The sequence below is a fragment of the Leucobacter viscericola genome (genome assembly GCF_011299575.1).
In the GTDB taxonomy this organism is placed as follows: Bacteria; Actinomycetota; Actinomycetes; order Actinomycetales; family Microbacteriaceae; genus Leucobacter; species Leucobacter viscericola.
This window is the reverse complement of sequence record NZ_CP049863.1, coordinates 2,425,999-2,449,156: the sequence shown is the minus strand read 5'-3', so window position 1 is coordinate 2,449,156 and position 23,158 is coordinate 2,425,999. Positions and strand designations below refer to the sequence as shown.

The window sequence follows — 23,158 nt, the reverse complement described above, 5'->3', positions numbered from 1 at the left end:
CACTAATAATGGGACCTGTTTTTATGCGTTTGGTGGGAGTTTTGGAATCTTGATTGCAGCACTATTTGCTGCAATAATTGCTGCATGATCGCAACCGATTCGAAAACCGTGCGGCGCATTTCCATGCCGCTCACCGAGCGTGACAGTCAAGATCTTGCGCTCATCCGAAACTCTCCCGAGTTCAAACGAGAGCTCAACACCACCTCGGATAGCGAAGGCGCCATCGCGCGTGCAGTATTTGAAGAGGGTGTCCGCGCCGTAATGGAGCGGCTCGCAGAGCGCGCCTATCAGCAGATGGGTGAAGACGAAGAGGAAGCCGCGCGTAGCCTGGCCAATCGCCAGCGCCTGGCTCGCCGGGGTCGCGACCGGGTTATCGGTTGAGATGGATCTCATACGCGGCCGCGTCTACATGGCAGACCTTGAGAGTGGCGAACTCAAGCCCTGGGTTGTAGTTTCCAACAACAACCGAAACCGCTCACTTGGCTCAGCACTCGCGGTCAGAGTCACCACCACAAACAGGTTCGCCGAGCTGCCGTCAGTGGTTGCGCTGCCTGACGGAGAGTGTGTGAGCGGATGGGTGCGCTGCGATAGCCTGACGACTCTGTACGCGGACGAACCCACGAAGGCCTTACTTGGCCTGTCGCGCCCCGCAATGGCGTTGATCGAGGATGGGATCAAGGCTGCGCTTGGGATGGGGTAGCGGCCGGTTTCATTGATTTTGACGGCACAATTACCGGCGTCGCTCACTAATTCTTGCGCCGCCCAGGGGCTTCTCTAATGTCCAACCAACTTAATTGCCGTGACGCTATTACGACAATCTACTAGTCGGAAGTAGCTCGACCGAAGCTCAATCAAACCGAGCGGTCAACTGCAGCCCGGCGAAGCCACAATTTCGTACTCAGAACAAGGTTAACCCCAGAGCATAATGATTACTTCGCAGGAAACCCCAGGCCCGCTCAGCCGCTCGGAAGATTCCCCACATTCCCACTATTCCTCCTGAAGCGAGGGATCCTGCGGCCCCTTAAGCATCGATCATCCCCTACCTGCCTCTCCAACCCCGAGGACTCAATCTGCGAGCGTGGCCCGGGACACTAATAAAAGTTTGTTCTTCGCCATCAGCATGAAGTAGAACGCAAAGATCGGCAGCTAACGAAACCTGAGCCCCGGGGTTTTGCAGACTAAGTCATTTGGGTGAGTGCCTCGCCTGCTCCTGTAACAATGCTTCGCTCCCCTGCGGCCCGTCATGCATCGCTCGACAATGTACGCGGCAAATGGTCCGCGGCTCTGAGCTTGGTTCGATGCTTAGCGTCGTTTTGACCTGGGATTCATACCTTCAAGTGTTGGCGGGGAGAAGTCGGGCATGGCATAGGCAGCTTCCTGGCCAAGCTCCGTAAGCTCGTTAGCCACCTGTCGATGCAAGCGGTCAATGCGCACCGCGAGGGCAGACACGTGATGGTCACATAACCATTTGAGCGTCACGGCCCTTTCGCGCGACAACCGCGACAGTCTCGTGTGCAACTCACCGAGGAGCTCAATGCCCGCCTGTTCTTGCGCAGGGTCTGTGAGGTCAGCAAAGACTGTCGTCGCCTCAAAGCCGTTCACTGAATGCGCTATGTACTTGTTGCGCAGGTCAATGAAGTACATATGCGCTCGAACGCTCTCAGCATCGAGGCTCGTCATTTCTACACGTCCGGCATGGCGCTGACCAGTGCCGAATGCCCTTCCGTACGCCGTGACAGCTGCGATCCACAGGGCATCTGTGGGCGACGGTGATTCGGCATCGTCTTCGATCTCAGATGCGAGGTAGAAGTCGAGGAACGATGCTGCCAGCATGAAGTCTCGGCGAAGGCTAGCGAGGTCCCGAAGCTCATTCAAAGAAGGTGTCTTGACAACAACACGTCGCCTTCCGGCCTCAGGTTGCCGGTAGGGGGTATCAGTAGGAGACTTCTCAGACATGATACGAGCATAGGACTCGCTCCACTCAAGAAGCCCTTTGCCCACTCTCTTGCGTGAGATCCTCAATGCTCATTTGCATCTCCCCGCGCGGCAGCGGCTGGACTCAAACCGAAAACCTCACAGGGGTTCGTTCGCTTGAGTTCCTCATGGAAGCAGGCGCGCCGGGAAACCATTGATTGCGAAGTAGACTGACGCCAGTAGAACTACTAAGGCAAGCAGCGCTAGCGTCTTGTCGCTCGCCAATCGACTCAACGTTCACCGCATGGCGGTCGGGAAACACATCAATGACTCTCGAGGGGAATCATGAGACAAAAATGAATTCTCTGCACAACGCCGTGTCGCACTCTTCAATTTTTCCACGTCATCCCAACCCCGCATACGCCGGGGTCAGCTCTACCACGACCGAATCTTGAAGAGCCGTCCCTCCACGCCTTCATCATGAAGTCGAAGCACGATCTCGTCCTCCGAAAATACCGGTTTGCCGTCGACCTCCGGCGGCATATCAGTATCGATAAGAGTAATAATCTGCTGAATCCCTAGATTCGAGTACCCTCGCATCACATCTACCAGATTCGATTTCTTTCGCTTATCTAGCGACTCGAATACACCATCATGGTAGACAAATGACGGAAAACCTTGACCGAGATGCGCCCAAAGCATGGCCAGATCAAACGCTATACACAGCAATTTCTTGTAACTATGCCCTCTTTGAGCACTCGTCGAGTTTCCTGATTCGTCAAGGATTTCTGCCTCGAATTCAGGGTGGTGCTGTTTATTCAACGATGCGGTTAGAAGTGCATTCTGATCAAGAACCTCTTCGATGATTGCGTCGAACTGCAGGCGAATCGTCTTATAGATACTGTCGTTTGACGGGCTATTCTTCTCTTCAAAGTCCCTCTCGAGTCGAGCTTCAAGGTGATTCTTCTCTTCAACAGCCTCTCGAATTTCAGACCGGAGTCGCTGGAGCGTCTGAAGATGTTCGCGCTGACGAGTCAATGAGAGCACATCGGAACGCAACTCGACGAGATCATCCGACGCCTCCTTATATTTCCGGACAACATCGGTGTCGCTCAAGAACGAAAGGATCTCAGATCGGCGCTTACCAAGCCTATTGAGTTCCGCCCCCACCTCTCTGAGACGCGCCTCAACCTCCGCTTTCTCCTCAAGTAAGTACCCTTGGCGTTCTTCAGTGATCGCCGCATTAAATGAAATCAGTTGCTCGTAATCACGCTTAATTTGGCCTTCAAAAAGAACACCAACTTCCTCGAACAGACGCGCCGCCCGCTCCGGCTCAAACACCATCTCTCCTGCTTCTAGCGAGGAGATTATTTTCTTCCGGTTGTACATTAACGAATATCGTTCAGTGTTTAAATCCGCGATATCTTCATCGACACGATCAACTAGATCTCTTGTCTTTGATTTATCTTGATCCCGGAAATCGAAGCCGTCCAGCTTCGCCTGCTGCTTTTCAGCCTGCTGGCGCTTAAGCAGCAGAAGCCCCTCGATCCTACTGAGGTCCTCAATAGAACCGCCCAATTCTGACTGAATGGTGCTTTCGTTCGCGCGAAGATCAGAGATCAATGCTTCTTTTGCGTAGAAGTTTGCGATCAACTGGGCATCGAAGCCAAGCAGGTGCGCCACATACGGCTTCCAATCGGCATGTTCGGAAGCAAAACGCCTTAATTGGAAGACGTCGGAATAGTCGTCTTGCGTACGGAGAAAATATCCGAGTCCTTTACGGAAATCCCAAGGTCGCACTGCGGTCAGGTCGAGCAGCCCATCAAGGATCGCCTTTGACCTTTCGAAAGCAACCTTGTAATGATCCCACTGATCTTCGGGCAGGTCTTGAAAGTCCTGCCCGGGAGCAACATGTCGCTTAAAGCTAATCTTTGATGCGTCCTCAACCGCTCGTCGAATGGTCACATAAGAACCTGACGAAAGTTCAATCTCAAGGTAGAAGACAAAGTCCTTGAAAAGTTCCTCGTGCTTGAAAAGGAACATCTTTGCATCGCGTCGAGCAAGCAGGCAGAAATCGAGAAGTAGTCCGAGGGTGGTCTTCCCCAGGTTGTGAGTGTCTTTGTTTCTATTCTCGGGTACTCGAATTTCTGCCACGACCACGTTCAGTCCATCTCGGAAATCGATTGGGCTGAAGCGTTCTTCGTAGTTCGCGTAAAGTCTAGACAGTTTCATTTGGGCCCACATATTCGAAGGAGTCGGTCTTTGGCCGATACTCAATGAGTCCCATTAAATAGAGAAAATTAACTGCGGGGAGAAACAAAATATCGCCGCCCGAGACTCGCTTTTTTGCTGTCGACATAAGTGTCGAGTAACTTTCAAGTCTCTTCTTCTTGAGCACGTCAAGTGCGATGAGAGCAACGTTGAGAACAGTCCGATCAGGATGCGAGTGCTTCGTGGGTTGGAGCATGATCGTCCTCCTTCGTTCCAATGTCGCAGTTCCAGTACATATAGAAGAGGAGCGCCCTCGTTAACCGCTTATGCTGCCGCTGTCTCAAGATAGGATCCCGTTCGAACAACAGATCGATCAAATAGTCCATGACCTGATCGAATGATTGATAATTCTTCCGATGAGCAATGATGCGTAGCTCAAACTCGTCGACGGCCGCTTCGTATGCCTGTAACAATTCATCGTTTTCCGGAGCGGCCAAGAAAGTTCGAATTTGTTCCGTGTCTTTCAGATACTTGCGCCGAAGAGCCTTCGAGTAGTCATCACTCATCCCGTTTAGGCGGTCCTTTGTCGCCAGATCGACTCGAGCCACAGGGGGGTCGTCCAGAATCGTAAACATTCCATCGCGACGCTCAGCGAATGCTGAGACGATCTCTGCAATGTCCTCAGGGCTCACGATCAATGGCGAGTCAATCGGATCGATGCCAGCAATATTTGGGATTTCCGAAAATCTCTTCAACCATAGTTCGATCTGCTCAATGCCACACAGGTAAATGGAAGCCGTGGGCACGCCGCATGTCTCAGACAACGCATTGCGAATCTCGGACTCACCATTTCCAGTCAGCCGCCTATTCGAAAAGAGCATGTAATGGTCTAGTTCGCCGCGCTTTTTGAGCGAGGCGATCCTAGGAAATTCTTCAGCCAGGACGGTCGTCGTGCTTCCGCTGCTATAGAAGTCTGACTCCGTGAACGACTTATTAAGGCCATTAGTGTGTTTGGCCTGAATAATGACCCGCCCCTTCCAAGGTGCGGCCGCACTTGGGTGGAGTTGGGCAGTACCTTCAAAGCGGGCGTCTCGGCCACCGTCTGGGCCTCTTGCAAACCCCTGGACACTAATCCCAAGAAGTTCCTGGCATATTAACGTGACAAGGGTCTCGAACTGGTCGGCAGATAGATTCTCGTAAGCATACTTCACAAGTATTTCTCCCTTCCGCTCGTTCGACACCGCTAAAATTTGGCCGAATCAAATGACATCCTTGTCAGCCTGATCCTACCCGACTCCACCGACAGACGTCTTTTTCTCGCCGAGTAGGCACCTCGTATCATCACCCCCGTTCTTCTCCATCTAATGCGACCGAGACCGGAAGCCTGCTTACAGGTTTCGTCGGGGGATAGTCCATTGGAGAGCCCTCGTAGACGTCGATCGCTGGTTACCTTGTGCTGGTTGTAGGCATGCAGTACGGAGTGGTGGGCTAGCTGGTATTCCGTTGGCTGGCGCTAGGCCGTGACAGTTTTCGGGTTCCCGATTGGTGAAGATCCGGTGATGCCACAGCGGTGGCGATAGAGCGCGATGGTTGCCATGTGAGTCGTCCTGTCACCGCAATCGGCCTGAGGCAGGCTTGCTCCTCCGAGCCTGTTCATTCATGCAGCGTCAGCGTTGATGGTGTCTTGCGCGAACTGTCGTGTGACTGCCTAAGCAGACGTCTGCCGGTCTTGTAGCACGGCCTGCATGTCGTAAGGGGGCCGGGCAAGAGTCAACATCAGACCAGTGACACGCGGCCCGCCTACGTTCCTCCCCCGCGGTAGGAGCTTGGTAACCTGGTCGAACATTCACTCAGGATGCAGGACTGGGTCATGCGCGGCATCGCTCGACATTGGCCGGGGTAGGAACTGCAGGTCAGGTCACCAGAGCCAACACAACCGAGGGCGGACCCGATTGTTTCGTACTCGAGGCACTCATGATGCACGCCTGGGGACGCTGACGACCATTAATGAGCCCTCGTTCCCTGCCGAATGAATATCAGCGTTCATCCACGTCCTCCTTTGTTCAGTGACAGGGAGCACGAAAAAGTGGCCGGGTCCTGCAGAAAGCTACAGGACCTGGCCACTCGTCAGCCTTTTCTGGCCTCACCTGAAACCTAGAACTCTAGAAGTCCCAGTCCTCGTCTTCGGTGGCGACTGCCTTGCCGATGACGTAGGAGGATCCCGAACCACTGAAAAAGTCGTGGTTCTCGTCCGCGTTCGGCGAGAGCGACGACAGGATCGCCGGGTTGACGTCGGTCATCTCCTTCGGGAACATCGGCTCGTAGCCAAGGTTCATGAGCGCCTTGTTCGCGTTGTAGTGCAGGAACTTCTTGACGTCTTCGGTCAGGCCGACGTTGTCGTAGAGATCCTGCGTGTAGAGAACCTCGTTCTCGTAGAGCTCGTAGAGCAGGGAGAAGGTGTAGTCCTTGAGCTCCTGGCGGCGCTCCTCGGTCTCGTTCTCGAGACCCTTCTGGAACTTGTAGCCGATGTAGTAGCCGTGCACGGCCTCGTCGCGAATGATGAGGCGAATGAGGTCGGCCGTGTTGGTGAGCTTCGCGTGTGCCGACCAGTACATGGGCAGGTAGAAGCCCGAGTAGAAGAGGAAGGACTCGAGCAGCGTCGAAGCGATCTTGCGCTTCAGGGGATCTTCGCCCTCGTAGTAGTTGACGATGATCTGCGCCTTCTTCTGCAGATTCGGGTTTTCCATCGACCAGCGGAAGGCGTCGTCAATCTCGGTCGTAGAGCACAGCGTCGAGAAGATCGACGAGTAACTCTTTGCGTGCACCGACTCCATGAAGGCAATGTTGGTGTACACCGCTTCTTCGTGCGGGGTGATCGCGTCGGGGATCAGCGAGACCGCACCAACCGTGCCCTGAATGGTGTCGAGCAGCGTGAGTCCGGTGAACACGCGCATGGTGAGCAGCTGCTCTTCGGGCGTGAGTGTTGCCCATGACTGCACGTCGTTCGACAGCGGCACCTTCTCGGGCACCCAGAAGTTGTTGACGAGGCGGTTCCACACCTCGAGGTCCTTCTCATCCTGGATACGGTTCCAGTTGATCGCCTGCACAGCGTGACCCAGTTTGAAGTTCATCGCTTCCTTCTTCAGTCTTTTCAGTTAAAACGGGGGTGGATCCTGAGCCTCACTCGGCGGGCTCAGGATCCGCGAGCGCGAGCACTACAGCATGCAGCTGACGCACTCTTCCATGTCGGTTCCCTCAAGCGCGAGCTGGCGCAGGCGGATGTAGTAGATCGTCTTGATGCCCTTGCGCCATGCGTAGATCTGCGCCTTGTTGATGTCGCGCGTCGTCGCCGTGTCCTTGAAGAACAGCGTCAGCGACAGGCCCTGGTCAACGTGCTGGGTTGCAGCCGCGTAGGTGTCGATGATCTTCTCGGGCCCGATCTCGTACGCATCCTCGTAGTACTCGAGGTTGTCGTTCGTGAGGAAGGGGGCCGGGTAGTAAACACGACCGAGCTTGCCTTCCTTGCGGATCTCGATCTTCGAGGCGATCGGGTGGATCGACGAGGTCGAGTTGTTGATGTACGAGATGGAACCGGTGGGCGGCACGGCCTGCAGGTTCTGGTTGTAGATGCCGTGCTGCATGACGCTGGCCTTCAGCCCCGTCCAGTCTTCCTGGGTCGGAATCTTGACGCCGGCCTCAGCAAAGATCTCGCGCACTCGTGCGGTGGCGGGCTCCCAGACCTGGTCCGTGTACTTGTTGAAGAACTCGCCCGAGGCGTACTGCGAGTCTTCGAAGCCACCGAAGGTGACCTTGCGCTCGATGGCAATCTTGTTCGACGCCTGGATCGCGTGGAACAGCACCGTGTAGAAGTAGATGTTCGTGAAGTCGATGCCCTCTTCGCTGCCGTAGTGCACGCGCTCGCGAGCCAGGTAGCCGTGCAGGTTCATCTGGCCGAGGCCGATGGCGTGCGACTTGTCGTTGCCGTCTTCGATCGAGCGCACCGAGCTGATGTGGCTCATGTCGCTGACCGCGGTGAGGGCGCGGATCGCGAGGTCGACACTGCCGCCGAAGTCGCCGCCGTCCATCATCATCGCGATGTTCATCGAACCGAGGTTGCAGGAGATGTCTTTGCCGATCTCCTTGTAGCTGAGATCTTCGTTGTAGGTGGTCGGGGTGTTGACCTGGAGGATCTCGGAGCAGAGGTTCGACATGTTGATGCGGCCCTTGATCGGGTTCGCCTTGTTTACCGTGTCTTCGAACACGATGTAGGGGTAGCCCGACTCAAACTGCAGCTCGGCGATGGTCTGGAAGAAGTGGCGCGCGTTGATCTTGGTCTTGCTGATGCGCGCGTCGTCGACCATCTCGTGGTACTTCTCCGACACCGAGATGTCGCCGAAGGGAACGCCGTAGACCTTCTCCACGTCGTACGGGGAGAAGAGGTACATGTCTTCGCCCTTGCGCGCGAGATCGAACGTAATGTCGGGGATCACAACGCCCAGCGAGAGGGTCTTGATGCGAATCTTCTCGTCAGCGTTCTCACGCTTGGTGTCGAGGAAGCGCATGATGTCGGGGTGGTGCGCCGAGAGGTACACCGCACCCGCGCCCTGGCGTGCGCCGAGCTGGTTTGCGTAGCTGAAGCTGTCTTCGAGCAGCTTCATGACGGGGATGATGCCCGAGGACTGGTTCTCGATCTTCTTGATCGGGGCGCCCGACTCGCGAATATTCGAGAGTGAGAGGGCCACACCGCCGCCGCGCTTCGAGAGCTGCAGCGAGGAGTTGATGCCGCGTGAGATCGACTCCATGTTGTCTTCGATGCGCAGCAGGAAGCAGGAGACGAGCTCTCCGCGCTGTGCCTTGCCGAGGTTCAGGAAGGTCGGGGTTGCGGGCTGGAAGCGGCCCGAGATGATCTCGCGGGTCAGGCCGCGTGCGAGATCCTGATCGCCCTGCGCAAGACCGAGAGCAACCATAACCACACGGTCTTCGAAACGCTCGAGGTAGCGCTTGCCGTCAAACGTCTTCAGCGCATAGGAGGTGAAGAACTTGAACGCACCGAGGAAGGTCGGGAAGCGGAACTTCATCTTGTAGGCCTCGTCGGTGAGGTCTTCGACGAACTTCTCCGGGTACTGCTCGAGCAGTTCCTTCTCGTAATAATCGTTGTCGATCAGGTAGCGCATGCGTTCTTCGAAGTTGTGGAAGAACACCATGTTCTGGTTAACGTGCTGCAGGAAGTACTGACGCGCGGCTTCGCGATCCTTGTCGAACTGGATCTTGCCGTTCGCGTCGTACAGGTTGAGCATCGCGTTCAGCGAGTGGAAGTCCATCTCGCTGATCTTTGACGAGTCGAGCCCCGGTTCCATCACTGCTGTTTCCAAAACTTATCCAATCCTTCTTGGACGGCGGTGACGTCGTCCGGTGTTCCAAAGAGTTCGAGGCGGTACAGATGCGGTACTTTGCATTTTTGGGCGATGATGTCGCCCGCGATGCCGTACGCTGCACCGAAGTTTGTGTTGCCGGTTGCGATCACTCCCCTGATCAGCTTCCGGTTTCGTTCGTCATTCAGAAAGCGAATGACCTGTTTTGGCACTGCTCGGAGTGCCGGGCCACCCCCGTATGTTGGGACGAGAAGCACAAACGGCTCCGTCACAACGAGTGGATCGTCGCTCGCATAGAGCGGGATTCGTAGCGCTGGTCGTCCCAACTTCTCCACGAAGCGGCGGGTGTTCTCCGACACGCTAGAAAAGTAGACCAGATCTGGCATCACGTTTGCTCCTCCCCGCGCACCCGGTGGGTGCGCCGAACGCCCGCAATCGATCCAAAGGCGCGAGGCCTGAGCATCGGCTGCGGGCCGGGCTTCGCTCCGTGTATTGCTTACTTCTACTGCGTCGACTCTCGTGCCCCGTGGGCGGTGAGCACCAGGGTGCTCCGAACGAGTGTTAGTCGGCGAGGCGGCTAGCAAGCTCCGAGATCTTGTCGGGGCGGAAGCCCGACCAGTGCTCGTCTTCGGTAACCACGACGGGAGCCTGGAGGTAACCCAGCTCCTTAACTGCCTGCAGCGCTGTCTCGTCTTCTGAGAGGTCGAGTACGTTGTACTCGATTCCCTTGCTGTCGAGCGCCCGGTACGTCGCGGTGCACTGCACGCATGACGGCTTGGTGTACACCGTGATGGCCATTTCACGCCCTTCTCTAAAATCACACGCGCCTCGCTTGAGGCACTACATATAGTGAACCATACCCGAGGCGACCACAACATGCAGTAGTTACATCGATGTAGTTTTCCACTCGATATCCCCCACTTTTGGGCTCGACCTGGGGACAACTTTCGGCACGGTTCTGCCCCTCTGCGGGGGTTATCCACAGGCGGGTCACCCCGGAAGATTTTTCCTCCCCAGGCATGTCTCGGCGTGTCGCGCAGAGACCCCGTTACAACGCAATTGGCCATAACATCTCCGTCCCGTCAACTTGGAACCAGCGCATCATCAACATCGCATCCGCGGCCTCCATCGTGCCCTCCGCATGTGACCCCCGCAGCACCACCCGCACGCGCTGACCCGGATACACCGTGCGCGGCAACGACAACCCGAGCATGCCCTTCCCCGCGAGTGCGAAGCGCACCGAGTGCAGCGGCGTCGAGCCACAGTGCTCGACCTCAATGACCCCCGAACGCGAGCGGGTCACTACTTGCCAGGGAACGGCCACCGCTTCGCTCGCGGGAACCTGCGCCTGCGGCGACACTCGGGGCGCCGCCTGCACTCGTGAGGTGAGTCGAAACGGGTTCATGAGGTGAGGGTATAGGGACCCTCGGACATTGACGGGGGTGTGACGCTGGGCAGATCCGCGATCACACGTGGTGGTAGGGACGACCCCCAGAAATCTCCTGCGCCCGGTACAACTGCTCGGCGAGGATCAGCCGCACCAGCTGATGTGGAAAGACAAGCTTTGACAGGCTCCACACGAAATCGGCGCGATCGCGCACGCGATCCTCAGCCCCGTATGCCCCGCCAATAATCACCACAACCGCGCGACCGGCGTCGAACGCACCCTGCAGTGTCGCGGCAAGCGCGGGGGAATCGACGTTGCGTCCGCGCTCATCGAGCAGCACAACGAAGGCTCCGCGATCCAGCTTGGCGAGAATGCGCTCGGATTCTTCGGATCGGGCCGCATCGCCCTCACGCGCGGAGTGCGGCAGCAGTTGCCAGCTCACGTCGAAGGGTTTGCGCAGGCGCTTTTCGTAGCGCGCGATGCCCTCGGTCACCCACGACTCGTGTTTTTTGCCAACGGCGAGAATCTTGACGCTCACGAGACGCGCACCCCGTCGAGGTATTCGGCGATCCGCCCGATCGCCTCGGTGAGCACCGGCACGGTCGGCAGCGTGACGAAGCGCAGGTGATCCGGCGTCGCGAGGTTGAAGCCGCGGCCGTTCGTAACCAGCACCCGGGTCGCACGCAGCAGGTCGATGACGAAGGCCTGGTCGTCGTCGATGGGATATTGCTCTGGTTCCAACCGCGGGAACAGGTACATGGCGCCGCCTGGCAGCTCGCAAGTCACGCCCGGGATCGCCGAGAGCAGCCGGTGAGCGGCGTCTCTCTGCTCGCGAAGCCGGCCGCCCGGGGCACAGAGCTCGCCGATCCCCGACCCGTTTGTGGCCGCAGCGAGAGCGACCGGGATCGCGTGCTGCGCGGGCACGTTCGAGCACATGCGCATGTTGGCGAGCAGCGTGAGGCCCTCGAGAAAGTCGGTCGCGCGGTCGCGATTGCCCGAGATCGCGAGCCAGCCGGCGCGGTAGCCCGCGACCCGCTGCGCCTTCGAGAGCCCACTGAAGGTGAGGCAGAGGGTTTCCGTCGTGTGGGCTGCCGCGTGCTCGTGGGTCGCGCCGTCGTAGAGGATCTTCTCGTAGATCTCGTCTGACATCAGCACGAGGCCGTGCTTTTCGGCGAGTTTCGCGAAGCCTCTGACGAGCTCTGTCGAGTAGACGGCGCCCGTCGGATTGTTGGGGTTGATCAGCACGATGCCCTTGGTGCGCGGGGTGACGAGCGCTTCGGTGGCGTCGAGATCGGGCATCCAGCCGTTCGATTCGTCGCAGGGGTAGTGCACGGCGCGGCCGCCGGAGAGGGTGACCTGGGCGGTCCAGAGGGGGTAGTCGGGTGAGGGGACGAGGATCTCGTCGCCGTCGTCGACCAGGGCCTGCAGCACGAGCGAGATCAGTTCGCTGACGCCGTTGCCTATGAGGATGTCGTTTGACGTTACGCCCGCGATGCCTTTTGCTGCGTAGTATTGCGCGACCGCTTCGCGGGCCTGCAGGATGCCTCGGGAGTCGCTGTAGCCCTGGGCTGTGGCGAGCGCGCAGGCTACGGCTTCCCTGATTTCTGCGGGTGCTTCGAACCCGAACGGCGCCGGATTACCAATGTTGAGCTTGAGGATCTCATGCCCCTCACGCTCAAGCCGCTCGGCTTCTTGCAAGATAGGGCCGCGCACGTCGTAGCGCACCCCGCTCAGCTTTCGGGACTGGGTGATGAGGCGCACACTGGGAATTATGGCATGGGATCGGGGTTGAGTATCCGCTTGAAGTAGATTGTCCCGGCGTCTCGGTGGGTTTCTGCGAGTCCTGATTTTCTGAGTACGCCTTGGGAAGCTCTGTTTGATTCGGTTGTGTCTGCGAGGATTGCGTACGCTCCTTCGGCGCTGGCAATTTCGACGGCCGCTTGCAGCGCTTCCGTGGCGTATCCCTTATTGCGGGCGGATTCGACGAGGCCGAAGCCTACTTCGACGTGGCCATATTCGTCTGGCGGCCCGAAGAAGCCGAGGCCTCCGATGGCTTGTCCTGTTGCACGCTCGCTGATCCGGTACATCGTGAAGGGGTGCGGTTCGTAGCCCGTCTTGGTCCTTTTGATGAGGCCTTTGAGTGGATCGATCTCGTCTTCTAGCGGGTAGTCGCTTGCCCAGTTATCTTCGGGGATCGGCGAGCGCGCGATGATGCGTGCCGCCTCTTCGGCGCTGATCGCGTGGAGGGTGAGGCGCTCGGTCTGGTGGGGGGTGGTGTGGCCTATCGGTAGCGGAGGGATTTGCGCTCGGGGTTGAGGTGGAGTGCGCGGATCAATGCGCCAAGGATCATACAGAGGAAGAACGCGACGGGGATATCGCCGGTTGCTATGGAGTAGTAGAGGATTCGGGTTAGTGCCGAACCGAGGAGGTCTTGGGGTCCGTAGCTCGCAAGCTGAGAGAGCAGGGCGTATGCGGCGGCGAAGATGAGGGTTGCGATTACCGAGGAGAGGACGATTGATCGGAGAGTGAGATGGCTTCGCGGCAAGAGTAGCGCCAGGCAGGCGCACAGAAGTATTGAGGCCGCCAGTGCTGGCCAGAGGTGCTCTAGGACGCTTCCTGGCCCTGGCGCAACCCAGGTCGAGAACATCGTTTGAATGATCACTCCGCAGACAAACATGATCACAGCGAGGGCCCGATTGCCGTTGGACAGCTCTTTCCAGGGAATGGTGGGAGTCATGGTGTTGAGGTACTTTCTAATTGCGTTCGCTCAGCCACTGGGGTCTACTGAAGATGCACACATGATGATTATTTCACGGAATTTGTGCCGACCGCGGGCCATCAGCACTGCCACGGCTGGGCACTCCCGCTGCGCAAGAAGGAGGCAATCAGACAGACACGCAATCACGAACGACATCCATTCCGCATAGCGGAAACGTTTGCATTTACGATAATTATTTAGGAACCATTACAGAACGCACACTGCGCAAAAGTCTGCATTCTTCCCATTCAGCGTTGAAGGGACTCACCATGTCGACAAACGCAACGATCAGAAATTAGGCGGGCGGCCAGCCTTCACTACCCTCAGAACGGAACACGTCACCCCACGCAACCTCAGGCCACATGCAACTTCGAGCCGCCCTGAGCGGCGACTCTGACTCCGCGTTCGAGCGGTTCGACTTCGCGATCTACTGTGCGCTCTCGGCAACGAACTTCCCACAGCTCTTCTTCAGCGGACGCCGCGAGGCTGGCGGGCTATCGATCTCGACGCCGCTGTCGCGGGCGCAGATCAGGGATCAGATCAGCTATCTGCGATCGAGAGGTGCTACCTAGTGAACCTGCAGAACACGTGAGCGTTGCTGGAGAGGCAGTTGGTGTTTTGCGGGGTGGGTAGGTTGCTGTCCAATGGATGATGAAGCGAATCAACGCTTCACCGCGGGGCTTCAATAGTCCCCGGTTGAAGTAGATCAAGCTGAAAAACATAAGTAGCTGAACTGCGCAGCAAGAGCCTTTCCTTGGCTGGCTGCTTAGACAGCCGCCTGGCTGCCTGTATTTCTCTGGCTCATCCAAATCGGTCAGCGTGCAGAAGCTGGAATTCTTAAGGCCCGTTCCTGGACTTGAGCTGGCCCGTGAAAACTACCCTGCAGATAACCAGATCTGAACCACGATCATTGACTTTCAGGCACTTCTCCGCATATGTAGATATTAACTCAGCAAGACCAGCTTCATGCAAAAATAAAAGGCAATACCTCTGCATGTGCGGAGAATCAGAATGCATCGTTCTCGTCAAGCATCCAAACATTGAAAATACCTCCGCATGCGCAGAGAAAAGGTTTGTTGGTAGGCGAGCCTAGCGAAGAACAGGGAGATACCTCCGCGCACACGGAGAAGAGATCCAGCCGAGGGCCAGGCCCAGAGTTACCCCGGAAATACCTCCGCGCACGCGGAGAAGAGCACCTGTAGTGCAGGCGCTGCGTCGCTACACTGGAAATACCTACGCGCACGCGGAGAAGAGTTGAGGTGCAGGTTCCCGTCGACGAGCTCTCCGGGAATACCTCCGCGCATGCGGAGAAGAGGTGAACTCTCGTGGCGATCTGCCTCAGGCATGGGAAATACCTCCGCGCGCGGAGAAGAGGCAAGTACCGGGGTGCCCGCTGGGGCGGCGTAGGAAATACCTCCGCGCACGCGGAGAAGAGGGATCACGTACGCAGCTTTCGCGGCCTCCCACGGAAATACCTCCGCGCACGCGGAGAAGAGAGCTACCGCCGCACCTCCCACCAGAGTGAGAAGGAAATACCTCCGCGCACGCGGAGAAGAGTGAATCACGGTCAGCTGTCTTCTTGATGGCGAGGAAATACCTCCGCGCACGCGGAGAAGAGTGAATCACGGTCAGCTGTCTTCTTGATGGCGAGGAAATACCTCCGCGCACGCGGAGAAGAGCACCCGTCCAGGCTGGCAACGTGATCGGTTACGGAAATACCTCCGCGCACGCGGAGAAGAGCATTGGCAAGTACGGGCTGCGCGAGGATGGAAGGAAATACCTCCGCGCACGCGGAGAAGAATCTGAGCGGTAGTCGGGTCGAGCTCAACACCCGGAAATACCTCCGCGCACGCGGAGAAGAGGACCGGCAATGGTCGTATCTTGCGGTGGCTGGGGAAATACCTCCGTGCACGCAGAGAAGAGCTGCCGGACATTACCGCACTTCAGCCAAACTCGGAAATACCTCCGCGCACGCGGAGAAGAGATCTGTTTGCCCACGATACGTGGGTCTCGGTCGGAAGTACCTCCGCGTGCGCGGAGAAGAGCGGCACGGCAAGCTCGTCGAGATCACACTCTGGGAAATACCTCCGCGCACGCGGAGAAGAGTCGTCCTCAATTGTGACCACCTCGATCACGTTGGAAATACCTCCGCGCACGCGGAGAAGAGTCAACGATGCCTTTAATGACGGCTTCGGTAATGGAAATACCTCCGCGCACGCGGAGAAGAGGAGCGCAGCGGAAGACGGGCGAGCCTTGGAGCGGAAATACCTCCGCGCACGCGGAGAAAAGTCCACGCAGATGGTGAGCCATTCACGGGCTTCGGAAATACCTCCGCGCACGCGAAGAAGAGCGGCAATGTAGGCGGCAGGGTCGGCGGCTTTGGGAAATACCTCCGCGCACGCGGAGAAGAGCGCCAGGTGCGCGTCATCCCTGTGGACGCTTTGGAAATACCTCCGCGCACGCGGAGAAGAGCACGGCCGACGCACCGTCAAAATACGCATCTCGGGAAATACCTCCGCGCACGCGGAGAAGAGCCCTCAGTGAGTGTCACTGATCCTCACTCATCGGAAATACCTCCGCGCACGCGGAGAAGAGGGTTAATGCGTTCCGTGTATTCGGTGAACGCCGGAAATACCTCCGCACACGCGGAGAAGAGCTGACGCCACGCTCTGCATGGTCGCGCATAACGGAAATACCTCCGCGCACGCGGAGAAGAGGTCGATCGCGGCTACCTCTGCCACAAGGCCCAGGAAATACCTCCGCGCACGCGGAGAAGAGGGATGGTTCGCAGATAAGTCTGAGCCTAAGAAGGAAATACCTCCGCGCACGCGGAGAAGAGCGTGATTCGGGTCTTGATTCGGCTGAGTCGACGGAAATACCTCCGCGCACGCGGAGAAGAGCCTTTTGAGTTGGCCTTAATGGCGCTCCATTTGGAAATACCTCCGCGCACGCGGAGAAGAGAGGCAGTTGCCAGCGGCCGCGTTGTGACCGTAGGAAATACCTCCGCGCACGCGGAGAAGAGACTAACTGATCTGGGGTTTTAGCCAGGAGAAAGAGCGTTTTCTCCCAGATTCACCGAATCTTGGCTGTCACTAGGCCGATAGAGATGGGCGATAAGTTGCAAGCCATCGAGGTCCACAACCGCAGGAGGGTTGGGGCCCGCCGTGAGGAATGAATAGCCCTGTTCCAAAGTATTGTCGGTAACTACGAGCGCCATATTTCCGGTCACTAATACTTCAGACGCGCGCTTCCAAAGCCGTTCTGCAACCACTCGACTCGTCCTCCCTGCAAACACGCCGGGAACTACTTCCGTCAAAAACCTTCCGAAGTATCCTCGCAGATGTTCTGGAACGGCTTTTGCTACCAGGACCGCGATCACTCGTCGCCCCCGTAATTAGTATGCCCTTGGATTTCGGATTCGTCGCCAACAAGCCGATCATCGTCCTGACCCGGCAAGTGAGGTGACAAGACAGTCATCAAAGTTTCCACCATACCCGCCATCACTTTTTGTTTGTGGATCGCCTTTCTAACCAGCCTTCGCACCGCCCCCGCAGAATCTTCCTCAGCAGCAGAAGCAAATGCTGCAGGGATAGTAATTTTTGGCTTGTAGAGGTCAGCCAAATCAAAGAGCAACGATCTACGATTCCCACGGTGAATGATTCCGAGAGCAGGGTTGACTCCAATCGCACTGCAGGCCGCGGCGGCGCACCCGTACAGTATTGAGTTCCCAAGGTTCAGCCCAGTATTGACTGGGTCCTCTGCCGCAACCTCGCGGCGAAACGATTTGATGCCGTGCTGCTTGGCAAGCTTCTTATATAAGTCTCGAATCGCTCTGCCCTCAAGGCCTCGCATTGTGTTGATGCTACCGCCCGGGAGCACGTCAAGCCCAAGCTGTTGCTTGTAAAGCACGATCGCCGCCTGCTTGGTTTCTTCTTCGCGGGTCACCAGATGAGCTTGAGCCAATGCCCAACGAGATGAGGATGTGAGTGGTGTTGCAGCTGCATAAGCATTATTTCCACCTCCGCCAGCAAACACAACCGTCGCTCCCGATCTCGTGAGCGACATCATCGCCGGGTGCGTAATTGAAGTACCCGGGCCCAGCGCAAGTACCGCGATTCCTCCCACAGGAAGCTGAATTTGCAGTTGCACAAGCTCATCGGCTTCCTCTTGCATCGCCCAGACCCCAGTACGGTTCTGCAATACGACCGCCTTTTCTATGTAGGCAAAGGAGACGCGGTCTTCAAATCGGACCTGATGACTGACAGGCAACGTTGAGAACGCAATCGCATTGTCTGAATAACTCATTTCGTGTCCTTAAGCCGAACTCCCAAAAGTGGATCGTAGGTTATCGGGCTGCTGCTGAGCACAACTGGCCACATCGATGAGATCACTCGCGATTTAGGTAAATGGCACCATCGTTCCCCACCGTCGTAGCTTGAAATGACCGCCCTCGCAATCTTGCCACTCAGCGGCACACTCGCTTCCATAGCAAGGCGTATTCGGGCATGATCAGTTGCATCAATTTCTTCAAGTTCGTGCAGGCTCCCGTGCCATGCTCCTGGAACACCAGCAGCACCGTCTTCGTCAATTACTATCGCGGTGATGCTGGGCTGGTCAATGAGTCGGGTGCACGACTCTTCTTCGACGTCTTCACCCGTTAGCTTGCTGAAGTCCAAGAAGTCAACACCCTCGTATTGCAAGTCAGCGACGCTGATCTTGATACCTTGCGAAGTAATTACCTCACGGGAGATATTAGCGAGCTCCCTCAGGTTCTCCTCGCTTACATCGCCCAAAGTCACCGCGGTGCCGTCGACAAAACTCTGGCTTTCATCGGGCATTACCAATGAGCGCTTATAACGAAGATATTCACGAACTCGAGTCATTTCTGAAGCAAAGTAGGGCAGTGAAGGACCAACCCCTTCTGCATAAACTAGATGGATCGGCAGGTTTGCTTTGCCAGGAATCCGTCGCCTGCGACGTTGAACATGTTGCAAACTACGATGTCGCCAAACGCGACCAGCTCGCTGAATGAGGGAAGCGGCTGGCGCAACATCACTCGAGAGCGCGTCAAGATCGATATCAAGCGACGCTTCTACTGCCTGACTGCCAACAAGCACCTGAGGTAATGTTTGTTCGTTCGCCTCTGCCAAAGGACCTAGCGTGCCAAGTAGCGCGTTGGTGGCATCTCTGCGATGTCCAGCGGTCATGCGAGAGTGCAAGACCGTAACTGGAATATCCTGTTCACGGAGGCTATTCGCAATGAGTTGCACCCTGTCGACAGTATTCGCGATTACCCCCAGCCGGGCAAATGGAAACCGGGTTCGGTGTTCTAAAACCCACTGCATATGTATGTCAGATACTGCTTCACGAGAATCGCCCAAAGCCTCGGATGCCTCGCTCAAGTCGAGATCAATTGTGTAACTCTGCTGTTGCAGTAGCTTGGCTTCACCGGGCAGTTCGTGGTGCGATGGGAACAGGATCTGGGGCAGTTCCTTTGCCCCTTCACTCGTCAGGCCCGCAGCCCGCGCTCCTGCCAAATATGCTTGAGCAAACAGATCCCGCTGCCATGTTGGCAACGTTGCAGTGAGAATTGTCACACGTGTACCGGTAGCTCCCCACCACTGCATGAGCTGCTCAGCAAGCGCGCTTTGGTAGTAATCCATGAGGTGAGCCTCGTCAAGCACCACGTGTGCGTTCGCAAGCGTCAAGAGACGCAGATGAGCCCATTTCGTTCTAAGGCTGCCAGCAAGCACTTGATCGATGGTTGAAACGGATACTGGTGCAAGAAGTCGGGCCGTTCCGTTTCGCAAGAATTCTGAGGGAACGAGGCCTGAGGCCATCCCGGCTGTTCCAGTCCCGGCCGAAATGTCATCAGTAGCGGCTACTTCCTCGGAACTCCTTGCATAGAAATCCTCGATGGACGCAAGCCGATGTGCAAGTTCAGCAACATTCGACCCACCAGCAAATACATATTGAATTCGTTTCATCATCGCGTTTGTCGTCGCTTGCGTCGGAAGCGCAAAAATCAAGCGTTCGTTGCAGGTGGAGTGGCGAAGCAAAGCAGCCTCCGTTTTGCCGCTGCCAGTTGGCGCCATCGCAAACCAGAGACCATCACCACACTTAAGAGCAGCTTCTTGTAATGGACGGAGCTCAAAGTCGCCAACTATCGCAGTTCGGGCGGCTGCAGGATCACTGAAGTTCTGATAGATACCAAGAGTTTCCTCGAGCCGAGACGCGAAGTAGTCACGCTGCTGGCTGATCCAGCCCGCCGGATCGTTCAATCGCAGAGCTCCCGCTCTCATGCGCGCCTGAGCTTGAGTGACAGAAGCGATCTCTGAGGCCGTACGGTCCGCAAGGATCACCAGACCAGCAAGCAATGTCGCGGCGACCCCGCCTATAGGAGGTGGGTCGGTGTCTGGCAGCAAGCCACATACCTCACGCAGAACCCGCGTATTCTGGGCACGCTCAACTTTCCATCTACCACCCGCATGGTCCCGGAAAGCGTTTCTATCGGACTTTGTGCCAGGAGTCTGAAACTTTCCGTGGTGACCGAGGGCCGTGAGCGAGATCCAATTCGATGCAATCTCACCGCCATCCTTGATATCTGCGCTTGCGAGTTCAAGCGCCGAAACTCGCTCATGTCGACGCAGTCTCTCTTCGCGTTCAAGGGGCACACTGCAGCCAAAGCCCTCTTGCTCAAGCCGCTGTCGAAATGTTGTACTCCAGGGCTCGGATCTATTTGAAGAAAGCTGAAGTTGGAACACGGGATTTGCTTTTCCTGTGTCATGCTGACCAGCAACATACGCAAACCAAGATCGCGCCTCAGGACCGAGCGTCGCTTCGAGTAATTTACACAGATCAGGACGCAGCCAACGATCCCAAAGCGCCTGAGCAGACGCTGCTGTATCGAGCTGATGACTTAGAAGAGGGTATTTCTCGTCTAAGCCTTGGCTTTTGCTCCACAACACGTCATATGGCCTTCGTTACTAATATAGTCACTAGCTCAATGGCCGAAGGGACAGCAGCCCGCAACCATAGCTCTTTGCTCGCCCAACCCCGTGGATCAGCATCTGCGCCAATTTTGCCGAGTCTTCAACGATTGCAAAGCCATCGACGAGGTCCGTTTGCACTGTGCATTTGGTGCCTACCCCAAGAACCTGACGATCATGGTTCAAAATTTCAACACTCGAAAGCCCCCCCGCAAGACGCGCGCTCAACCAATCAGTCATTGTGGTGCCGTCTGGTGCTGGGTCGTCATCTCTCGGCACTGGCGTCAATATGGTTTTGCGTTTGGCGGTTGATGACTCGACGCTACGCCTTCTGATTGCGTTTATGGCAATCCGAAATGCAACCGGCGTGCCTGCAGGCGGCACGGGACCCTCTTGGCGCGTTTCAAGACCTTCAGCTGGCCGGCTTGGAACAATGCTGGATCGGATGAGCACTGTTGCAGCCTGATTTCCATGTGGCGGATCAACACGGAACAGCACGTTTGTGTCAGCACGCACGGTGTCGCCCTCGATATGACCAAAAAGGGACATTACCTCAGAGTGTTGTTGCGCAGGATTATCTGTGATGTGCCTGCGCGTACGAGCACCGCTCTTCGCTGAAAGTGCATGCAACGGTACGCGCGACAGAAACTGCGAGACTGGCACTAGATTTCTCCTTTGCGAGTTGCAAACTTGTTTAACGAATCATTGGCTAAAGAAACGGTGCGTTGCGGCAGCCTTGCCTCTTTACGCCACCATGTCAGGCGTTCTTCTAGGGATGCCGTCTCGACCGTTATCGAGTTCCGAGGGGCATCTTCATCTTCTCCAGTGAGAGAGTGGATCGCGATAGCTCGTTGTCCAGGCACCCTTGCTCCGCCTAGCACTGTGGGAGCACTCATAAGCAGCTCAGCAGGCCCCTTACCGAGCAGGAAAGGAAAGCTCGGCGCGAATGCCTTTCTACCGAGGTATGGGCTAAACCTCGGGCCAGCACAGGCCGATGCTATTTCATCAAGGCGATCAGAATGGACAACTCGGACGAGAAATTCTGCACCAGCGAGATAGCTGCGAATGACAATCGAGGTCCCTTTCTCGGCATCTGGCGTAAATGAAGAGGGGGCGCTGCGCTTCAGCCCAGAAGCTATCCAGATGCGCTCCGCAAATCGCTGGTTCTCACCTCGCGGGTTGATGGTTTGATAGTCCCGCTGCACAGTACCCGCCGATTCGACACGTACATCGAGCGCGGTCTGGTGTAACCATTCTGGCCATTCACCCTGTGGGGCACCAAGCGCGGCAGCGAGCACTCCAAGGGTGCCACTACGGGTCGGGATCAGGGCTGTGTGCACATGGTTGCCTGCGATTCGAGGCCCCGCCCAAGATTGCAAAGCACCTGCAAACCGTAAGTACAAAGCACTCACGCCAAAATCCAATCAACCGCGTTAGCCACCAGCCGATCTAGATCGACCTGTTCAGCGGCAATCTCGAGGCGAGCAGCACTGGTGCCAGCAACAGCGCTGCGTCCAAAATTGGCGGCATCAAACGCACGAGCTGCTTCAACCTGTTGCGCAATCGTCTTGACGGCTTGCTCACCATAGCCACCGTCGGCTTCGGCCAGGACCGGTGTTTCAAAGTCATACGCGACACGGTGTGCTTGCTCTTCACTCAGCACGAGTAACGGCTGAACGTACGGGGCGGTCACATTCTTCTTGCCGCTCGGCAGTCCGTAGACAAGTGAATAAACCATCAAAGAGAGTTGTTCGCGGGCGTTCTCTGAGTCATGGCCTGTCCAAGCTCGGCGAAGCTGCGCACGGTCGATTGTTATCGAACGGTAGAAAACCCCTGAGGTATATGACGCAAGTCCAAGGTAAGAAGCACCGGCGTGAGAAGCTTTTGGATCGTCATCAACCGTTGAAAAGTAATCTGTTTCAATGATCGTTTTATGTACGGCGATTGCAGGGCTCACGGCCACCGCGGCATGAGTGTTTGCCTCAGGTGCTAACGCAAACATTCGCCCGAATGCCGCAATCGAGAGTGAACCCGTTTTTCCTGGCTCGACGAACTCAGTAAGTTTCTCTTTACCCTGAGCCTTTACCATGAGGCGATCTTCTGCGACAGCCGCAGCAGCCGTCTCAATTTCTTCAGCGCTGAGCCACGACGATATACCCGGCTCTTTCGACTCGGATTCATCCACAGCAGGCCTAGCAGTTTTCTCCTTCTTAACGAGAGCAGAAATCAGTTTCTCGCTGTCCTTCAATGCTTTTTTGGGGTCAAGTTCCACATTGATTTCGCACGCTCTATTAGCGATGATGCCCGCAAGGTTGGTCGACCGCAGGCTCTGATCTCCAGAACGAAGCTCATAATCGGTACGCACGGCGCGCTTGATCGACTGACTCGAAAGCATCGCGCGAAGCGTGCCTCCAATAACGGCACGCTTCGGCGTGCCGGTGTCGTCTCTATTCAGATTGCTCCAAGGGATTGTATTTATGAAGTGGAGGGTGAGGTTATTCATTTTCTGCTTTCGTCTATGCGGGTG

22 protein-coding genes and 1 CRISPR repeat array are annotated in these 23,158 nt (G+C 56.7%); of the genes, 3 read left to right on the top strand and 19 right to left on the bottom strand.

Features of this window, described 5'->3' with window-relative positions:
• Positions 1-84 precede the first annotated feature (84 nt).
• Together G7068_RS10710 and G7068_RS10705 are read left to right on the top strand one after the other, a co-directional pair.
• Positions 85-381, top strand: coding sequence for a hypothetical protein (locus G7068_RS10710; RefSeq protein ID WP_166291931.1), 297 nt, complete (start codon positions 85-87; stop codon positions 379-381).
• Between the two features lies 1 nt (position 382).
• Entirely contained in the window at positions 383-700 is a 318-nt protein-coding gene (locus tag G7068_RS10705; protein ID WP_166291929.1) for a type II toxin-antitoxin system PemK/MazF family toxin, read from the top strand.
• A 602-nt stretch (positions 701-1,302) separates the two neighbouring features.
• Here the strand turns inward: G7068_RS10705 and G7068_RS10700 are convergent.
• From G7068_RS10700 to G7068_RS16500, 13 genes are all read right to left on the bottom strand, one after another.
• Positions 1,303-1,956, bottom strand: a complete 654-nt coding sequence (locus G7068_RS10700; RefSeq protein WP_166291927.1) for a hypothetical protein — start codon at positions 1,954-1,956, stop codon at positions 1,303-1,305.
• Between the two features lie 393 nt (positions 1,957-2,349).
• Positions 2,350-4,146 (bottom strand): DUF2326 domain-containing protein, encoded by a 1,797-nt coding sequence (locus tag G7068_RS10695; protein ID WP_166291925.1) that lies wholly within the window; start codon positions 4,144-4,146, stop codon positions 2,350-2,352.
• Positions 4,133-4,381 carry an ABC-three component system middle component 8 gene (locus tag G7068_RS16655; protein WP_166291923.1) on the bottom strand — a complete coding sequence of 83 codons (249 nt, stop codon included), beginning with the start codon at positions 4,379-4,381 and terminating at the stop codon, positions 4,133-4,135. Before G7068_RS16655 ends, G7068_RS10695 begins: the two co-directional genes overlap by 14 nt.
• Positions 4,350-5,366, bottom strand: a complete 1,017-nt coding sequence (locus G7068_RS10685) for an ABC-three component system protein (RefSeq protein WP_205881280.1) — start codon at positions 5,364-5,366, stop codon at positions 4,350-4,352. The genes G7068_RS16655 and G7068_RS10685 overlap by 32 nt, the downstream gene beginning before the upstream one ends.
• A 921-nt stretch (positions 5,367-6,287) precedes the next feature.
• Positions 6,288-7,256: a class 1b ribonucleoside-diphosphate reductase subunit beta gene (gene nrdF / locus G7068_RS10680; protein WP_166291921.1), complete on the bottom strand. Its 969-nt coding sequence runs from the start codon at positions 7,254-7,256 to the stop codon at positions 6,288-6,290.
• Positions 7,257-7,340: 84 nt separating this feature from the next.
• Positions 7,341-9,482 (bottom strand): class 1b ribonucleoside-diphosphate reductase subunit alpha, encoded by a 2,142-nt coding sequence (gene nrdE / locus G7068_RS10675; protein WP_166293129.1) that lies wholly within the window; start codon positions 9,480-9,482, stop codon positions 7,341-7,343.
• Entirely contained in the window at positions 9,482-9,883 is a 402-nt protein-coding gene (gene nrdI / locus G7068_RS10670) for a class Ib ribonucleoside-diphosphate reductase assembly flavoprotein NrdI (RefSeq protein ID WP_166293128.1), read from the bottom strand. Before nrdI ends, nrdE begins: the two co-directional genes overlap by 1 nt.
• A gap of 175 nt (positions 9,884-10,058) precedes the next feature.
• The gene (gene nrdH, locus G7068_RS10665) at positions 10,059-10,295 is read right to left on the bottom strand and encodes a glutaredoxin-like protein NrdH (protein ID WP_166291919.1); all 237 of its coding nucleotides are present in this window, start codon (positions 10,293-10,295) and stop codon (positions 10,059-10,061) included.
• Positions 10,296-10,545: 250 nt separating this feature from the next.
• Entirely contained in the window at positions 10,546-10,902 is a 357-nt protein-coding gene (locus G7068_RS10660; protein ID WP_166291917.1) for a hypothetical protein, read from the bottom strand.
• 61 nt (positions 10,903-10,963) lie between these two features.
• Positions 10,964-11,422: a 23S rRNA (pseudouridine(1915)-N(3))-methyltransferase RlmH gene (rlmH, locus tag G7068_RS10655; RefSeq protein WP_205881279.1), complete on the bottom strand. Its 459-nt coding sequence runs from the start codon at positions 11,420-11,422 to the stop codon at positions 10,964-10,966.
• Positions 11,419-12,645 carry a pyridoxal phosphate-dependent aminotransferase gene (locus G7068_RS10650; RefSeq protein ID WP_166291915.1) on the bottom strand — a complete coding sequence of 409 codons (1,227 nt, stop codon included), beginning with the start codon at positions 12,643-12,645 and terminating at the stop codon, positions 11,419-11,421. The genes rlmH and G7068_RS10650 overlap by 4 nt, the downstream gene beginning before the upstream one ends.
• A gap of 8 nt (positions 12,646-12,653) precedes the next feature.
• A complete protein-coding gene (locus G7068_RS16505) occupies positions 12,654-13,169 on the bottom strand; it encodes a GNAT family N-acetyltransferase (protein ID WP_280116219.1) in 516 nt (171 codons plus the stop codon).
• Positions 13,166-13,621 (bottom strand): hypothetical protein, encoded by a 456-nt coding sequence (locus tag G7068_RS16500; RefSeq protein WP_244304838.1) that lies wholly within the window; start codon positions 13,619-13,621, stop codon positions 13,166-13,168. The genes G7068_RS16505 and G7068_RS16500 overlap by 4 nt, the downstream gene beginning before the upstream one ends.
• A gap of 383 nt (positions 13,622-14,004) precedes the next feature.
• On the opposite strand from G7068_RS16500, the gene G7068_RS10640 reads away from it, so the two are divergent.
• Positions 14,005-14,214 carry an MHS family MFS transporter gene (locus G7068_RS10640; protein WP_166291913.1) on the top strand — a complete coding sequence of 70 codons (210 nt, stop codon included), beginning with the start codon at positions 14,005-14,007 and terminating at the stop codon, positions 14,212-14,214.
• 833 nt (positions 14,215-15,047) lie between these two features.
• Positions 15,048-16,664: a CRISPR direct-repeat array (repeat unit 29 nt; unit sequence GGAAATACCTCCGCGCACGCGGAGAAGAG).
• 18 nt (positions 16,665-16,682) lie between these two features.
• Here G7068_RS10640 and cas2e read toward each other — a convergent pair.
• Genes cas2e through cas7e form a run of 6 tightly spaced genes read right to left on the bottom strand, consistent with a single transcriptional unit; the run spans position 16,683 to position 23,134 of the window.
• A complete protein-coding gene (gene cas2e / locus G7068_RS10635) occupies positions 16,683-17,021 on the bottom strand; it encodes a type I-E CRISPR-associated endoribonuclease Cas2e (RefSeq protein ID WP_166291911.1) in 339 nt (112 codons plus the stop codon).
• Entirely contained in the window at positions 17,018-17,947 is a 930-nt protein-coding gene (gene cas1e, locus G7068_RS10630; RefSeq protein ID WP_166291909.1) for a type I-E CRISPR-associated endonuclease Cas1e, read from the bottom strand. Before cas1e ends, cas2e begins: the two co-directional genes overlap by 4 nt.
• Positions 17,944-20,610, bottom strand: coding sequence for a CRISPR-associated helicase Cas3' (gene cas3, locus G7068_RS10625; protein WP_166291906.1), 2,667 nt, complete (start codon positions 20,608-20,610; stop codon positions 17,944-17,946). Before cas3 ends, cas1e begins: the two co-directional genes overlap by 4 nt.
• A 30-nt stretch (positions 20,611-20,640) precedes the next feature.
• A complete protein-coding gene (cas6e, locus tag G7068_RS10620) occupies positions 20,641-21,294 on the bottom strand; it encodes a type I-E CRISPR-associated protein Cas6/Cse3/CasE (protein WP_166291893.1) in 654 nt (217 codons plus the stop codon).
• The gene (cas5e, locus tag G7068_RS10615) at positions 21,294-22,043 is read right to left on the bottom strand and encodes a type I-E CRISPR-associated protein Cas5/CasD (RefSeq protein WP_166291881.1); all 750 of its coding nucleotides are present in this window, start codon (positions 22,041-22,043) and stop codon (positions 21,294-21,296) included. Before cas5e ends, cas6e begins: the two co-directional genes overlap by 1 nt.
• On the bottom strand, positions 22,040-23,134 hold the full coding sequence (gene cas7e, locus G7068_RS10610; RefSeq protein ID WP_166291877.1) for a type I-E CRISPR-associated protein Cas7/Cse4/CasC: 1,095 nt from the start codon (positions 23,132-23,134) through the stop codon (positions 22,040-22,042). The genes cas5e and cas7e overlap by 4 nt, the downstream gene beginning before the upstream one ends.
• Between the last annotated feature and the right edge of the window lie 24 nt (positions 23,135-23,158).